The following is a 17,417-nucleotide window of genomic DNA, read 5'->3' on the forward strand; positions in this document are numbered from 1 at the left end:
TTTACCTCTTCCTTTGTAACTATTTTATAACTTATTTATAGAAAAATTTATTTTATTTACAAATAGAAAATGACCATACAATAAGGCATTAAATCCCAAAAGTCATGTGACTTGGTGATTTTCATAACCTTTGCAACATTAGTTTAACATTTTAATATTTTTTTTTGCTAAACTATATTGTGGAGAAACTTATGAGAAAAGTCACAATAATTTTAATTGCTGGTGGTAGTGCTAGCGGAAAATCTACTGTTTCTAGAAAAATAGCCGATGAAATATTAGATAAAGAATCTGTAGTTAGAATTTGTATGGATAGTTATTACAAGGATTATAGTAATTTATCCAAAAAAGAACGTAGTAATCTCAATTTTGATCATCCAAATTCAATTGATATAGAATTATTATGCAAACATTTGGATGAATTAAAAGAAGGTAAAAGTGTAGATGTTCCAATTTATGATTTTACAACACATTCTCAATCAGGAAAAACCAGAAAAATCAACTCAAGTGATGTGATTATTTTAGATGGTATTTTAGCTTTACATATCGAAGAGCTAAGAAAGAGAGCAGATATAAAAATATTCATTAGAACTGATGACGATATCAGGTTTATTAGAAGAATGATTAGAGATGTTAAAGAACGCGGTAGGGAACTTGATGATATTGTTAACCAATATTTAACAACAGTTCGTCCAATGTATAAGCACTTTGTGGAGACATCTATTGATTTTGCAGATATAATAATTCCTTATTACGAAGGAAATTATATCGCTATTGATATGATTGCAACGAAAATAAGAAGTATATGTAGAAAAAATAAAAGAAATTTAAAGTAATTGAAATAAAAAGTCATATTAAAAGCATCTATTAAGATGTTTTTTTTAATTTGAGTTGTCTAAAAAACTTGTTGTATTTTCATTTTTCCGATCAAAAAACCTAAAAAGTATTCTTAAATCACTTGAAAATCAATGTTTTTTTATTAAATTTAGCGGTTTTTTTAAGAAAAAGTAAGATTTAATCGCATTTTTTTAATTTTTAGCATTTATAAATTTTTTGTGTTATATTTAATTTATTAACTAAATTAACGGAGTTTTAAAAAATGGCAGAGACAAAAAAAGATTTATTATATACAGAAGATAGCATTCAAGTTTTAGAAGGTTTAGATGCGGTCAGAAAAAGACCTGGAATGTACATCGGTTCAACAGATGTAAAAGGATTACATCATTTAGTATGAGAAATAGTTGATAACTCAATTGATGAGGCATTAGCAGGTGTATGTACAGAAATAAATGTAACTCTTGAAAAAGATGGTTCTATCACAGTTAAAGATAATGGTCGTGGTGTTCCAATTGGAATGTATAAAGGAACCAATAAATCAACTCCTGAAATAATTTTCTCCGTGCTTCATGCTGGTGGTAAATTTGGGGGCGATGGTTACAAAACTTCTGGTGGTTTACATGGTGTTGGTTCATCAGTCGTAAACGCTTTATCAAGTAAGTTTAAAGTAACAATTTATAGAGATGGCGTAATATCAAAAATTAAATTTTCTAAGGGTGGTAAACTATCTCAACCTCTAAAACAAGTAGGAACATCTAAAACTACTGGTACAATGGTTAATTTTACACCAGATGAAACAATATTCTCTACAACAAAATTCTCTTTTTCAACTATATCAGAAAGATTGAAAGAATCAGCTTTACTTAATTCAGGACTAAAACTTACTCTTAAAGACGAAAGAAGCACTAAGTATGTTGAATACAAGTACGAAAACGGATTAATTGAGTTTGTAAATGAATTAAAAGGTCAACAAAAAACCTTGTGTAATCCAATCATAATAAAAGGAAGCGAACTTGACATTGATGTTGAAATAGCTCTTACATATTCAGATGATTTCTCAGAAACAGTTCTTGGATTTGCTAACAACGTTAAAACAAGTGATGGTGGTACACATATTACAGGTTTTAGGTCTGGGTTAATAAAATCACTTAACGAATATGCAAAAAGTCATAGTTTAATTAAAGAAAAAGACAAAAAATTAGATTCATCGGATATTAAAGAAGGGTTAATTGCAGTTGTAACAGTTAAAATTCCTGAAAGTTTAATTCAATATGAAGGTCAAACAAAAGGAAAATTAGGAACTAGCGAAGCTAAACAAGCTTGTGAAAAAATAACAGAACAAAGTTTTAATTTCTGATTACAAGAAAATAAAACAATTGCAATTGCAATTATTGAAAAAGCTCTTTTAGCAAGAAAAGCAAGAGAAGAAGCGAGAAAAGCAAGGCAAGCTATAAGAGATCAAAAAACAAAAACAAAAGGAAAAACAATGCTTGGTAAACTAACACCAGCTCAAGGGAAAAACAAAGCAATTAATGAACTATTCTTAGTTGAGGGTGATTCAGCTGGTGGTAGTGCAAAATCAGGTAGAGATAGAAAATTTCAAGCGATTTTACCACTTAAAGGAAAAGTAATAAATGCAGAAAAAACAAAGTTAGTAGATTTATTAAAAAATGAAGAGATAACTACAATTATTAACGCAATCGGGGCTGGTATTGGAAGTGATTTCGATGTTGAAGATATTAATTATGGAAAAATAATTTTAATGACGGACGCCGATACAGATGGAGCACACATTCAAACATTATTGTTAACATTCTTTTATAGATATATGAAAGAACTTATTTTAGAAAAACACATTTATATAGCAATGCCTCCTTTATTTAAAATCACACAAGCAAGTAACAAAAGTAAATTCATTTATTTATGAACAGAAGATGAATTAGTTGATTATATGAAAAAGGTAAAAACAAAAGTAGAAATTCAAAGATATAAAGGTCTTGGTGAAATGAATGCCATACAACTTTGAGAAACTACAATGGACCCCGAATCAAGAAAATTAATTTTAGTAACAATTGATGATGCATTAGCTGCAGAAAATGCTTTTAGAACATTGATGGGAGATAATGCAGAAAAAAGAAAAGAGTGAATTGAAGAGAATGTTAAATTTACACTAGAAGATAATAATGAATATGTAGAAGTATAATAAGTATATTATTCCGGAGGTATACATCTTGGAGCAACTAAGTTACGAAAAAAAGGTGCAAGCAATTTTAGAGAAATTCTTGGAATACAACAAAATTAATAAAGACATTAAACGGTTTGGTATTTTCAACAGTTTTAGTGTTTCTCATCAATTTGATCAGGGTAAACTTTATTTTGAAATGAGAAATACAGATGATGAAGACCAACTTTTAGTAACCTCCGCTTCAAGTGAACAATCTATAATGATTAATATTGAAAACGATAAAGAGTTTAATTGATTAATTAAAACTATGAACCGTTTCATTGAAAAATCAAAAATATCTATGAAAAAGGCCCGTGAATTAGCAAAACCACAAGTAGGAATCTTGGTATATGATGAGTTCACCGATTCATATTATTTAAATCCAACTTCTGGACCCGTTCTTTTAAAATCGAAGGAAATCGCTAAAGAAATAGCTTCAACAAGAATTGATATTTTTGGGATTTTCATAAACCTAAGATCCATTTTGATCGAAAAAGATAGAGTATCTGAGATTATTGGTGATAGTCTTGATGTAGTTTGTGAGAAAAGCAAAGAAAAAATCAATAAAATCATCGATATTGAAACCAGATTACGTAAGATAGAAGGAATTCCTAGGTGTATTTGTTTTTATAAAGAAGATAACGATACTATTTATTTTGAATCTTTTGTAACAACTGACTTCGGACTAGAAATTGAAGAGTACAATAAAATTAATGAAAATAACTTAAAAGTTAACAAGACAATCGCATCAGAAGTAGAAAACATGTATAACTACATCGGTCTTGTTGAAGATATTTCATTACAAATGATCGAGATAGCAAGAGATTTAATATCAAAAAATGACCCAAGAATGTATGTCCAAGATAAGACAACAAAATTATGAATTTTAACAACTGAGGGTAGAAATACTATGCAAAATTTAAATATAATGGATTTTTTAAACAATGATATATCAGAGATAAATTTTGAAATTAACTAAAGGAGACAATTATGGCTGACAATAAAAATGAAAAAGGAATATTGAATTATTCATTGGAAGACTTGATGGGTGATCGTTTTGGACGATATGCTAAATACATTATTCAAGAAAGGGCATTACCAGATGTCAGAGATGGACTAAAACCAGTTCAAAGACGTGTCTTATATGCGATGAATGAAATAAATTTAACGCATGACAAGCCTTATAAAAAATCTGCTCGTATTGTTGGTGATGTTATTGGTAAATATCATCCACACAGTGATACATCAGTATATGATGCATTAGTTCGTATGAGTCAACATTGAAAATTAAATATACCATTAGTTGATATGCACGGTAATAATGGTTCAATTGATGGTGATGGTGCTGCTGCAATGCGTTATACTGAATCAAGATTGTCAAAAACAGCTAGTTTATTATTAAATGACCTTCAAAAAGATACAGTTTTGTTTGCACCAAACTTTGATGATTCTGAAAAAGAACCAACAGTTTTACCAGGATACTTTCCAAATATCTTGGTTAACGGTGCTACTGGAATTGCTGCTGGTTATGCTACAAATATGCCTCCACATAATATCAATGAAATTATTGATGCCACTATATTCTTAATTAAAAACAAAAAAGCTAAAATCACTGATATTGCAAAAATTATTAAAGGTCCTGATTTTCCAACAGGAGCAATTGTTATGGGTAAAGAAGGTATTTTAAATGCTTTTGAAACCGGAAAAGGGAGAATAATTTTACAATCAAAAATGCATCAAGAGGAAAATGCAATTGTGATTGATGAAATTCCCTATGAAATTGTAAAACAAGATTTAGTTAGAAAAATAGGTGACGTTGTAGACGCTAACCCTCAAATAGAAGTAAAAGAAGTTAGAGACGAAACAGATAGAACTGGTTTAAGAATAGTTATTGAATTATCTCCTAAAGCAGATTATGAATTAACACGAAAATTTTTATTGAAAAATACACCATTACAGGTTTCTTATAATTACAATAATGTTGTTATAGTTGATAAACAACCTAAACAACTTGGAATTATTGGAATTCTTAATGCTTACATTAAACATTACCAAGAAGTATTTACAAGAAAAACACAATTTGATTTAAATAAAGCAAAGAAAAGACTTGAAATAATAGAAGGCTTGATAAAAGCTATCTCAATTCTTGATGAAGTGATTAAAATAATTCGTGAATCAACCAACAGAACTGATGCTATACAAAATTTAGTAAATAAATATCAATTCAGTGAAGTTCAAGCAATTGCAATCGTTGATTTGAGATTATATCGTTTAACTTCAACAGATATCACAAAACTTAATGAGGAAAAAGAAGAGTTAATAGGATTAGTTTCACAATACGAAGCAATTTTAAATGATAACAAAGTTTTAAATTCAGAAATTATCAAACAATTGCAAGACACTAAGAAAAATTATGGTGTCGAGAGAAGAAGTGAAGTTGTAGATGAAATCGAAAATATCGATGTTGAAATTAAAAAAACAATCGTTCAAAAGAACTATACAGTTTGAGTTTCACAAGATGGATATCTAAAATCGATTGAGGAATCACAACTTGGAAAATTCTCTCCAGATGACTTTAAAAGAAAACCTAATGATATTTGAATATCACAGTTTCCAGCATCTAGTTTAGATTTCATTTTATTAGTATCAAGTGCTGGGACTTACTATTCTATACCTGTTTATAAAATAACTCCAAGTAAGTGAAAAGAAATTGGTATGCACCTTAATAAGTTAGCAACATTAAGTGGTCAATCTGAAAAAATCTTAGCAGCTTTTGTGGTTAGAGATTATAAAAATGCAAAACAAGAAATATTATTAGCCACTAAAAAAGGGATGATCAAACGAACACCTGTTGAAGATTTAGAAACAAAGATGTTCTCAAAATCATTTAGAATAATGAAATTAGCAGAAGATGATGAATTAGTTTCTGCATCACTTGTTACTTCTAAAACTAAATATGTGACTATGTTAACTAGAACTGGTTTTTCTGTTAGATATGATATTTCTGAAATTCCAAGTGCTGGTCCTAATGCAAAAGGGGTTAAATCAACGGTTGTAAGGGATGAAGACATAATTGCAGGGAAGGCATTTGACTCAGGAGATATCTTAATCCTAACAAATAAAGGAAATGTTAAAAAAATTAAACAAGATTTAGTTCCTATAATGACAAGACCAAAAAGAGGTGTTAGGTTATATCCTTGAAACAAAAAACGTGATGAGTTTGCAACATTTCTATATAACGTAAATTCAAAAGATATTTTAAACATTTTAGATGAGGAAGATAACCTTACCCAATTAAATGTAAATACTTTCAAATACGCTGATCTAGAAGATGTTCCAGAAGACTTAGACATGAATGAAATTTTAACAACAACCTTGGAAAAATCATTTATCATTAAAAACAATGATATACCGTTACCTCCAAAATCAGCAGACGAAGAAAAACCTAAGGAAAATATTATAAAAAAACCTTTAGAAAATAAACAAGCAAAACAAAAATCAGAACAAACAAACTCTAAGGAAGAAAAATCAAATATTATTGACAATAAAGTAACTGATGATAATAAAGAAGATTCAACTCAAGACTTAAAAATAGATTTTGATGATTTAATTTAAAATACTCAGGGAGTATTTTTTTTCTATAAATAAATGTAACTAATTTAAAATAACTATGGGAGAATATTAATATATGCAAACACTTAAAGGCAAAGTAAAAAAATTTATATATAATAGCGATAATTTTGGTGTTGCCATTTTTAACTTGATAGATAATGAAAAGAAATCTATTGTTATCACAGGTCCTATTACAATTATGAAACTAGGTATAATATACGAAATCGAAGGAGAACTTCTTATAAACAACAAATTGAATAAGACAAGTTTTGTTGTTGAAACAGTTAAACAGGTTAAAGAACTTACAAGTGATTTAATCATACATTATTTAAGTTCATCTTTATTCCCAACTATTGGTAAAACTCTTGCCAAAAATATTTTTGATTTCTTTAAAGACGATGTATTCAAAAAAATTCTTGATAACCCAAATGATCTTATGTTAGTAAAAGGGATGACTAAAGAAAAATCACAAATAATTCAAGATGTAGTTAAAAAAAATTTCAATGAGAACCCAATTTTAGATACTTTTTTAAACAATAATTTGAAAATTGAATTCTATAACAGATTGCAAATGGATTTTGAGAACAAAGAAGAGATGTCATGAGTCTTAAAAAATGATTTTTACAAATATGCAAATAACAGCGGATTGAGTCCATTTGAAGAGGTAGACAAAGTAGCTTTGGCATTCGGTGAACCTTACGATAGTGAAAAAAGAATATCTTGATGAGCTAATATGTTGACAACCAATATACTTTTTAAAACAGGAGATACTTATACTGATTTAATAACACTTAGAAAAGAACTTATTAAGCATTTTCCTCATATTGATAATATTGACTCTAAATTATTGTATGCAAAACAAGAAAAAATATTATACTTTCAAAATAAAAAGGTGTATACAAAAGAAAGCTTTGAAGATGAAGAATACATAGCAAAAATTCTTAATGAAACAAACGAAGTATATCCATCTGATAAATGTAATAAAAGTTTTGATGAAATATTGACCGAAGTTGAAGAACATATCTCAAATACATTAAATATTGAAGGATTTAAATATAATGAGGAACAAGTTGAAGCATTAGAAAGTTTCTATACTTCCAACCTAATTATAATTACAGGTGGGCCAGGTACTGGTAAAACAACTGTGATTATGGGTTTAGTTAAAATGTATGAAATCATGTTTAATCTAGAAAGTTATGCGATAGCTGCTCCAACAGGAAGAGCTGCTGGTAGAATTAAAGAAGCATCAGGCTATTCAGCTACTACAATCCATAAACTATTGAAGTACTCTGGTAACGATAAATTTGATTTAGATGAAAAAAATCCTACATTCAAGGACCTTGTAATTCTTGATGAATGTTCAATGATTGATAATCATTTGTTCGCTTGTCTATTAAAAGGTGTATTGATAGAAAAAAAACTAGTACTTGTTGGTGATGTTGACCAACTTCCAAGTGTAAATTACGGTAACCTTTTTCAAGATTTAATTGAAAGTAATAAGTTCAAAATTATCACTTTGACAAAAAATAATCGTCAAACAAATCATGAAGGTAAAGAAAATAAAATAATAAAATTGGCAAACTCAATCAAAGAATCAACTATAAGAAACTTTGATTTTGTTGATTCTGATAATCTACATTTTATTTTTAATGAAAATAATGATGCTCTTTTAAGTGAAATTAAAAAAATTTATTCAGAATATAGACCACTTATATTGGAAGATGAGTTAACAGACATTCAAATTGTGGCACCAATGTACAAAAATAACTTGGGGATCATTAATTTGAATGAAGAAATTCAAGAACTCGTAAATCCAGCTCGTCTACACGAGAATGTTTATAAACGTGGTGCATATGAATATAGAAAAAATGATAAAGTAATGTATATTGAAAACGACCCTAAATTAGAGCTATCAAATGGAGATATAGGTTTTATAGAAAAATTAACTTTCGATAATAAAAAACTAGAATATGGTTACATAAATTTCAATGCTAGATCAAAATTCTTTAAACCTGAGGGTTTTTCTAAAATCAATTTAAATTATGCTTGTAGTATTCATAAGACTCAAGGGAGTGAATATAATACAGTAATTTTAGTATTAGATGACACAAACAAGTCTACTAACTTCTTTACAAATAAAAAAATGATTTACACTGCCATAACTAGAGCCAAGAAAAATTTATTTATCCTATCAAATAAAGAGTTATTTTTGAGAGCTTGTTCAAGAGAAATGAATCACCGAAAATCAACTTTAAAAGAGAAAATTATAAATTAATTACAAATCAAACATTATATAATATTTAAAGAGGTCAAATTATGAAGCATAAAACATTAATAATAATAACATCTTCATTTGCCATTACTTTTCTAACATTTCTTATCATTTCTTTAGTTTTAAATAATAAAGTGAACATTTCTAATGAAATCGATAATATAATGAAGTTTTTAGGTGACGAAGGCAAAGAATATTTCACACGTGTAAAAAACAATCTTAAAAACCCAATAGATTTAGCGTATTTTGTTTTTGGATTGGAAGGGCTTCCAACAATGATCAAAGTTCATTCATCATTACTAGTATTTATTGCTGTTATGTGGTCTTTTTTACTACCAATGCTAGGTATTATTTTAGGATTTTTACTATCAATTTCAGTATTTCTAACAATAATAGAAAAAATAAAAAGACAATACAAATATGATGCAATCAAAACTGTTGGTAAATATGGTATGTATGTATCTTTTGGAATCTTTATATTTATAGCTATTGTTGGTTTGATAACCATTTCTTTGTTGGAAGGACAATTAAACCAATTAGAAAATGTTAATAAGATTTGAAACAGTCTAGATAAAAATTATTTTTCATCTAACTTAAAGAATAGTTTTACTTACTTAACAATAATAAGATATCATTTCCAAAATGGACTAAGTAGTTTGCTAGGTAATGGTATTAACGAAATTAATAATACTTATAATGGTAATGTTTCTTTAAATCTTTTACAAGCATCTCTTGTATTTATCGTAATCTTATTACCAATATCTCTATCTTCTTTGATAATATTTTCAACTATGTGAGCAGCAACATTTATTTCAACAAGAAATAATGGTATGTCAAAATTCACAGGATGACTTGGAAATGTTAGAATAGATTCTAAAAGAGAATTTAAAAGTATGATATTAAAAAATGCTTGATTTTGATTTTTGATTATAACTTACATATTAACAATGATTTTACCAGGGTTAGTACACCCATATAAAAGTCCAACACAAATAACTATTGCAGTTTTAAGTATTGTAATTATGCCTTTCGCATTAACTCCTATTTTAGTAGGGTGGATTATGGCAATAAATATAAAACGTTTTAATTATAATAAATTGATGTTTAACCAATTGATAATATTATGAACTGTAACAACAATTATACAATTAACTATTTGAACTTTATTTAGAGAAGAGATTGCAGCGCCGACATGGTTAATGACATCTTGACCATTAGTATTAATATCATTCTCAACCGCATCTGTTTTTGGGTTCATTAAATGAAAATCTTAAAAAGATTTTTTTTATTTAATAACGGAATGTTAAGAAATTTACCTTAAAATTAATGTGTTAGGAGAGTAAAAATGATTTTAAAAAATGCACAAATTGTTCTAGAAAATGGAATTATCGAAAACGGTTGAATAGAAATCGAAAATAAGAAAATCAAGTCTATTAACAAGGGAGAATGTTTAAAAGATGGAATTGATTTAGACAACAATTTTATACTTCCTGGTTTTATAGATTGTCACGTACACGGTGGTTATGGTGTTGACTTTGAATCTGGAGATATAGAATCATATCATAAATTTGCAAATATTGTAAAACGCGAAGGAATAACAAGCTTTATTCAAGCAAGTGTTACAAATTCAAAAGACAACAATTTGAAGTATTTGAAAGCTTTTAGTGAGTTTATGAAAAATCAAAGATCAAAAAACTCTAAAAACTTAGGTTGCCATTTAGAAGGTCCTTTTATTTCGCCTTCAAAAAAAGGTGCTCATGAATTAGCATTATTAGAAACTCCAAATATCAATACTCTAAATGAGTTTATAGAAGCATCAGATAATAATATTAAAATTGTTACCTATGCTCCTGACTTACAAGATGGTAGTTTTACAAAGTATTTATTAGAAAACAATATTTTACCCTCTGCAGGACATACAAATTTGATGTTGAAGGATTTTATAAAAGATTATAATCTTGGTGTCAAACATGTCACTCATTTATTTAATGGTATGAGTGGTGTTTCACAACATGAACCAGGTTTAGCAACTGCAGGATTATATTTTGATGACATTTTGTGTGAAGTCATATCAGATGGAATTCATATAAAACCAGAAACTCTACGACTTATATATAAAGTTAAAGGACCCGATCAAATTTGTATTATAACTGATGCGATGAGTGCAAAAGGCTTAAGTGATGGTAATTACAAATTAGGAAACTTAGATGTCATTAAGGAAGGCATGAAAGTTTATCTAAAAGAGGGGGGTGCGCTTGCTGGAGCAGGGGCAACATATGATCATAATGTACGTGTAATGATGAAAGAAATACCTGGATTAACATTAAATAACTTGATAAAAATGACTTCTATCAATATTGCCAAACAACTTAATATCTACGGGCAAGTAGGTAGCATTGAAGTAGGTAAGTTGGCAGATTTGGTTGTTTTAGACAATAATTATGATGTCATTAAAACTATTATCGAAGGTGAATTAGCTTATGAAAAATAAAATAAATCCAAAAACGTTTGTATTCATTAAATTTTTATTGACTTTATCTTTAATTTTGATGTATTCAATTGGTTTGATTAGTCTAGTATATGCAATAAAAACTAAAAACAATGATGTGCTAGCCTTTAGTGAAATTTATTACAAAATTCAATTTACACTTTATTTTCTAGCAATTCTAGCTGGCATCATTTACTTCATTTTAAGATTTTATATACATAAATTAACTAAACAAAAGTTTACAAAGAATGAAAAAATATACATATCAATGTCTTGTTGCTTCATGATTGTTGTTTTTTTACTTGGTTTAGCTGTTATTTTATTCAAAAATCTAGACCCACGAACAAGATTAATATCAACAATTGTAGTAATTATAGTACTATTTATATTTGGTGTTTCTATTTCGATCCTAGAAACATTATCAAGACTAACTGAACAACATCACATTAATAAAACTTGATATGAAGAAATTAAACTGAAAGAAACAGTTGTTAATCCTATGAACAAAACAAAAAATATAGAAGAAAAAGTTTTGGATAAAAAAAAGGTTGACAATCCGTTTATGGAGAATGATAATTAATGATAAAAATTGGAACTATTGGGACAGGAAAAATTGTCGAAGAGTTTATCAAGGCTGCTTTAAAAAATCCAAATCTTGAAATTGCTTGCTGTTACTCAAGAAAAAAAGACAAAGCACAAAGTATCATTAGAAAATACAAATTATATGCAAGGGCAGTCGATTCATTTAATGTAATGATTGATGAGGTTGATGCTGTTTATATTGCAACACCTAATGGTTTACATTTTGAACAGGCTAAATATTTCATACAATTACAAAAACATGTCTTATTAGAAAAACCCTTAACATTAGAATATAATCAAGCACTCGAGTTATCAAAATTAGCAATAATGAACAATGTCATTTTAATGGAGGCATATAAAACAATTCATTTACCTCAATTCGCAATCTTATTCGAATACTCAAATAATATAAATCCTTTTTTAGCAACATTTAATTTAAAACAATACTCATCAAGAATGGAAAATGTAAAAAAAGGAATATACGATTCTGTATTTGATGAGAAATTAGGTAAAGGTTCAACTTATGATATGCTTATTTATCCTGTTGAATTAGCAATATCGCTTTTTGGTCCTGTAAAAGAAGTGAAAGCAATGGGTTTGAAATTACCTAATGGTAGTGGCTTAAACGATTGTGTATTACTAAGACACGAAAATGAAGTAATTGTAAATATAGTTTGTAGTAAAGCTAGTGCAGGAACAATAAAAAATGAAATATCTTCTGATATGGCTACGATTATATTTGATGATTGTATAAGTTTAAAAAATATTTCTGTTCTTTCTCATCAAAATATGAACAAAAATACTGTTTATGAAGAAAATGCTCCGCTAGAAGTAAACTTATTTGATTACGAATTAGCAGTTTTTTCAAAAATGATATTAAATAACGATTACAAATTAAGAGACTATTTATTGAATATTTCTTGTGAGGCAATTAAAGTGCTTAATGTCATCGAAAGAAACCAAGACGAAAGAGGTGTTATATAACATGAAAATAAATAATTACATAGATCATACTTTACTAAAACAAACAGCCACTAACAAAGAAATCAAGGAGTTATGTTTAGAGGCTATCAAATATGATTTTGCTACTGTATGTGTCAATCCTACTCAAATCGAACTTGCAAAACAAACCTTAAAAGGAAGTAATGTTGGCATTACAACAGTTATAGGCTTTCCTTTAGGTGCGACCTTAACATCTGTTAAGGCTTTTGAAACAAAAGAAGCATTAAATAGAGGGGCTAATGAAATAGATATGGTAGTTAATATTGGTGCTGTAAAAGATGGAAATTGAGATCTTGTATTAGAGGATATCAAAGAAGTTAAAAAACAAGCTCCAAATAATATTGTTAAAGTAATTTTGGAAACTTGTTTATTAACTTATGAGGAAATTATAAAAGTTTGTGAGTTAGCATTGGAATCAGGTGTTGAATATGTCAAAACATCAACTGGGTTTTCAACACAAGGGGCAACATTTGAAGTTGTTAAACTAATGCTTTCAGTTGTAAAAGGAAGAGCAAAAGTAAAAGCAGCTGGTGGTGTGAAGACTTATGAAGATGCTAAAAAAATGATAGATTTAGGGGTATCTAGAATAGGGACAAGTTCTGGGGTAAAAATAATAGAAGGAATTTCTATAGAAAATAACAGCTATTAATCTTTGTGTTAAAATAACCAAACAAGAATAATGATAAAAGCAAGATTCATCTCTAAAATTTTATATCTTATATCAATTTATGTGTTTATCGAGTTTTCCATATTAAATTAATTTAGGATATTATTTTGCAAAATACAAAGTAATATATATTACAATTAATTCAATAATGAAAGTTGGTTTTATATGATCGTAAATAAATTTAACTATATCGCTACTAATGATGCGGATATCAAATTATTTAATGATTTATTACAGAAAACATTAAACTCGAGTTATTTTAATAATAAATTAATTCATTTAGATCAAAATGTTATCAAAGTTCTCACTAAATATAAATCTGGGAAGCAATCATTGACTATATACTCTCTTTTATTTATCAGATATGATTTTATATGTAGTAAGTTGTACAACGAATGTAATGCTTTACTTGAAGCAGTTATGAAAAAATTGCCAATGTTAAAAACAAGCATAGGGTATGAATTAAATGTTGAGGATAAACCATCAGGATTGCAAGAATCTTGCATTAACTCATTTATTTATTATAAATGGTTTCAAAATCAAGAAGGTAATTGAATTAGCAAAGCTAGCGACTTATTAATTAGATTTTGTAAAGGCCATTTTCTAATTAATGGTAACAAACGAAGCGCAGTCTTATTAACGACATCTTTTCTACATAAATATTGTATTTACTTATATAACTCTTTCGAAAGTAATGAATTTATTAAAAAATGAGAGAAATTAGTGTCAGAAATTGTAGACAATTGCGAATATATTTATGTAAAGAAAAATGGTAAAATTAATTTAGAAAAGAACTCAAGTAAAGTATTTTCTGAAGATGAATTATTTTTATATGTATACAAATATTTATATGATCAAGCGTATTTGAGATTATTTTAAGGGGTGATCACATTGAAAAAAAATAATGTAGAAATAACAAAAGAAAATTTTAAAAATACGGATATTTTAACAATTGATAAAGATAAAATAGATAGCTCAGTAGATTTTGTTTCTAACAATAAAAATATGTCCGATTTATTTGCTAATTTAAGTAAAAAGTAATTTATCTAAAACAAGTAGTTACAACTAGAATGCTTGTTTTTTTTTTTTTTTTTTTTGAATGTTTCTTTATAAGTGAAATCTTATTCAAAAGAGTTATTTAAGTATGAAAAATCCTTCACTCTTTTTTGGATAATAAAATATTGTTTATTTTATTGAAGGTTAATCTACATTAAATTACGTGCACTTTCAAAACACAGAAATGTGTTATCAATAAGTATTTTATGATATAATAAACTTATAAATGTTGAGAAAAAACTCGATATTTTTTTATTTAGGAGAATTATATGAATCGTGCAAAATTATCTATTTTAGTTATTTCTTGTATTGTCGCAGTTTTGGGATTTTTATCTACAATAATTGTACTTATATCAGGAAGTTCATTAACTATTATTATTCCATCATTACTAACTGGGTTTTTAATAATAGTTGCAGCTATGTTTAATTTTCTTTTTTGTTTCAAAAAAGTTCAAAAGTTAAAAGTTTCTTTGATTTTATCTTTTGTGTATACATTGCTGGTTATTGTGTTATTTATTTTATACCCAATAATTGTTGGTTATTCTATAGGAACTATCATTGTTTATTCAGGAATTTTAGTATTTACTTTACTATTTTATGTAAGTATTATAGTTGTAAACTTTTCTGAAAGAATAAAAACACTTGAATATTAGTATTACGACAATACAAAATCGAAACCATATTGATGGTTTTTTTATTTTAAAATTTAAACATGTAGTGATAGGTAACAACTAAACCTATGATTTCAAAAAAACCAACTTGTTATATCTAAAAACAGTGTTCTACACAATAATTCAATAGTAATAGCAATATACTTATGTGTTTTATAATTGAAGAATGTGATATTATCAAAGCGGACAAGAAGTTTTTTTATGATTATTAATGATCGTAATCATATGTTTACACGAAACACAAATGGCTTACAGGATTAGAGAGCTTTTTTGTTATAATAAAGTTAAATCACTTATTTTAAGGAGAATATAATGGCTAAAATAAGAAAAAATGAAGTTAATACATTTGGTTTACCAAAGTCTATAAGAAGTAGAATAGATGAATTAGTGAATTTGAATTTAAATCCTACAACAGTAAACTTGCTTACATATGAGTTTTCTAATTTCGATGAAGAAATCAGAAGCAATATTGGAAAATACATAGAAGGATTATTAATAATCGAAAACGAGTTATTAGAAAATCAACTAAATCTTTTAAAAGAGAAAAACATTTTTGGAAATAATAAGCAAGAGTTTGTTTTGAAACAAAGAAAAAATAATTTATTAAGAATACAACAATTATTTAATAACGAAAAAAATAAGACTTATAACAACCGTAAGAACTCGGCAACTGAAGAAAAAACTAATTCTTTATTGAATAATGATTTCAAAAAGATCATGGTAACTAATCAAGATAATAAAACTCCAGAGCAAAGAGAAAAAGAAAAGTTTAGAGAGTTAGCAAATAAAAAGAGAATGCTTGAAGTTGTAATAGACGAGGAAAATAAAAAAATTAAACTTGCAAAACAAAATTATTTGAAAGCAAAAAAAGAAAATGATATTGCTTTACAACAAAAAAATTTAAATTTAATAAATGAAGCTAATAATAAATTAGTTAAGATAGATGACGCAATTAAAACATATAAAACCGTAGAATCTTTACCATTAGATTTACTTTTAGCTGATGACCTGACCATCGACATTGAAAGAGATGAAAAAAACGTTAGGGATTATTTAAAAGAAAAAAATAATGTGGCTTTGAAAAAACTACAAAAAGATATGATAAGGTTTAACCAAAATAAAATAAATAAAAATACAACAAACAAAAAAACTAACGAACCTTATGTAGATAGTTTCTTTACTGTAGAAGGTTTTGATGATGATTATGAAAGTGATTCACAAAATATTTTTAGTGAAGATGGAATTAATTTTACATCGAAGTATAATGCAATAATGGATGAAATTGAATCTGATACAGTAAAAAAAAGCAACGAATAAAAAAATAAATAATATTTTTAATACGTTAGAGTCAACAGTAAATAAAAAAGAAAAAAGTTTAGACAAGCTAAACAAAGAAAAAGAAAAACTTTTAGAAGAATTAAATTTTTTAAAAGAGCAAAATAAAATTGAAAAAGAAAAAAGAATATTAAAAGATAGAGAACGTTTAAAAAAAGAAACAGACTATATTATATTTAGAGATAAATACAAAGTATCCTTAGCTTATAAACATTTAGAAAAAAAATGAAAAACGTTCAACATGAAAAAAAACTTAGCAACAAAACATTTGTTCCTAAAAGCAATAAAAAATTTAAAACAAAAAAATAATAACATAAAAAATAACAAATATTTATTAAATGATGACTTAGTAGAAACTCCTTTGATGGATGAACTTACTTTCGAAGAGAAAATAACTCAAGCAAGAAATGTTTTTGAATTCGAAAAAGAGGAAACAAATAAAAATAATTATAAGTTTGATAACTTGAAATTATTAATAAATGAAGCTTATAACTTACAAATACAAAAAAGAGTTAGTTATTTAGAACGTAAAAAAATTTTGAACACCATTACCAAAAAAGAAAAATTAGAATTGGAAGAATATAAAAGACATAGTAATCAAGGATTATTAAATAAAAAATATAACTCAAAAAAAATAAAGGTGAAAATGTATTTAAAGAAATAGAGTTGAATGC

At 27.0% G+C, this 17,417-nt stretch carries 15 protein-coding genes; all 15 read left to right on the forward strand.

What is annotated here, in order from left to right:
- The first annotated feature begins 191 nt into the window (after positions 1–191).
- The 15 genes from udk (at position 192) to SAPIS_RS02825 (ending at position 17,407) form a co-directional block, all read left to right on the forward strand.
- Entirely contained in the window at positions 192–833 is a 642-nt protein-coding gene (gene udk, locus SAPIS_RS02760; protein ID WP_023789410.1) for a uridine kinase, read from the forward strand.
- A gap of 263 nt (positions 834–1,096) precedes the next feature.
- Positions 1,097–3,037 carry a DNA topoisomerase IV subunit B gene (gene parE, locus SAPIS_RS02765; RefSeq protein WP_023789412.1) on the forward strand — a complete coding sequence of 647 codons (1,941 nt, stop codon included), beginning with the start codon at positions 1,097–1,099 and terminating at the stop codon, positions 3,035–3,037.
- 28 nt (positions 3,038–3,065) lie between these two features.
- Positions 3,066–4,037, forward strand: coding sequence for a hypothetical protein (locus tag SAPIS_RS02770; RefSeq protein ID WP_023789414.1), 972 nt, complete (start codon positions 3,066–3,068; stop codon positions 4,035–4,037).
- An 11-nt stretch (positions 4,038–4,048) separates the two neighbouring features.
- Positions 4,049–6,673: a DNA topoisomerase IV subunit A gene (gene parC, locus SAPIS_RS02775; protein WP_023789416.1), complete on the forward strand. Its 2,625-nt coding sequence runs from the start codon at positions 4,049–4,051 to the stop codon at positions 6,671–6,673.
- 73 nt (positions 6,674–6,746) lie between these two features.
- Positions 6,747–8,945: an SF1B family DNA helicase RecD2 gene (gene recD2, locus SAPIS_RS02780; protein WP_023789418.1), complete on the forward strand. Its 2,199-nt coding sequence runs from the start codon at positions 6,747–6,749 to the stop codon at positions 8,943–8,945.
- A 41-nt stretch (positions 8,946–8,986) separates the two neighbouring features.
- A complete protein-coding gene (gene scm1, locus SAPIS_RS02785) occupies positions 8,987–10,216 on the forward strand; it encodes a motility-associated protein Scm1 (RefSeq protein ID WP_023789420.1) in 1,230 nt (409 codons plus the stop codon).
- Positions 10,217–10,287: 71 nt separating this feature from the next.
- Positions 10,288–11,433, forward strand: a complete 1,146-nt coding sequence (gene nagA / locus SAPIS_RS02790) for an N-acetylglucosamine-6-phosphate deacetylase (protein ID WP_023789422.1) — start codon at positions 10,288–10,290, stop codon at positions 11,431–11,433.
- A complete protein-coding gene (locus tag SAPIS_RS02795; protein ID WP_023789424.1) occupies positions 11,423–12,010 on the forward strand; it encodes a hypothetical protein in 588 nt (195 codons plus the stop codon). The genes nagA and SAPIS_RS02795 overlap by 11 nt, the downstream gene beginning before the upstream one ends.
- Entirely contained in the window at positions 12,010–12,996 is a 987-nt protein-coding gene (locus SAPIS_RS02800) for a Gfo/Idh/MocA family protein (protein WP_023789426.1), read from the forward strand. Before SAPIS_RS02795 ends, SAPIS_RS02800 begins: the two co-directional genes overlap by 1 nt.
- 1 nt (position 12,997) lies before the next feature.
- On the forward strand, positions 12,998–13,663 hold the full coding sequence (deoC, locus tag SAPIS_RS02805) for a deoxyribose-phosphate aldolase (RefSeq protein ID WP_023789428.1): 666 nt from the start codon (positions 12,998–13,000) through the stop codon (positions 13,661–13,663).
- Positions 13,664–13,846: 183 nt separating this feature from the next.
- Entirely contained in the window at positions 13,847–14,560 is a 714-nt protein-coding gene (locus SAPIS_RS02810; protein WP_023789430.1) for a Fic family protein, read from the forward strand.
- A gap of 12 nt (positions 14,561–14,572) precedes the next feature.
- Positions 14,573–14,722: a hypothetical protein gene (locus tag SAPIS_RS05420; protein ID WP_166484601.1), complete on the forward strand. Its 150-nt coding sequence runs from the start codon at positions 14,573–14,575 to the stop codon at positions 14,720–14,722.
- A gap of 284 nt (positions 14,723–15,006) precedes the next feature.
- Positions 15,007–15,390: a hypothetical protein gene (locus tag SAPIS_RS02815; protein WP_023789432.1), complete on the forward strand. Its 384-nt coding sequence runs from the start codon at positions 15,007–15,009 to the stop codon at positions 15,388–15,390.
- A 330-nt stretch (positions 15,391–15,720) separates the two neighbouring features.
- Positions 15,721–16,725: a hypothetical protein gene (locus tag SAPIS_RS02820; RefSeq protein WP_023789434.1), complete on the forward strand. Its 1,005-nt coding sequence runs from the start codon at positions 15,721–15,723 to the stop codon at positions 16,723–16,725.
- 259 nt (positions 16,726–16,984) lie between these two features.
- Complete coding sequence (locus tag SAPIS_RS02825) at positions 16,985–17,407, forward strand: hypothetical protein (RefSeq protein WP_023789436.1); 423 nt, start codon at positions 16,985–16,987, stop codon at positions 17,405–17,407.
- The last annotated feature ends 10 nt before the right edge of the window (positions 17,408–17,417 follow it).

This window comes from Spiroplasma apis B31, from assembly GCF_000500935.1.
GTDB lineage: Bacteria > Bacillota_I > Bacilli_A > Mycoplasmatales > Mycoplasmataceae > Spiroplasma_A > Spiroplasma_A apis.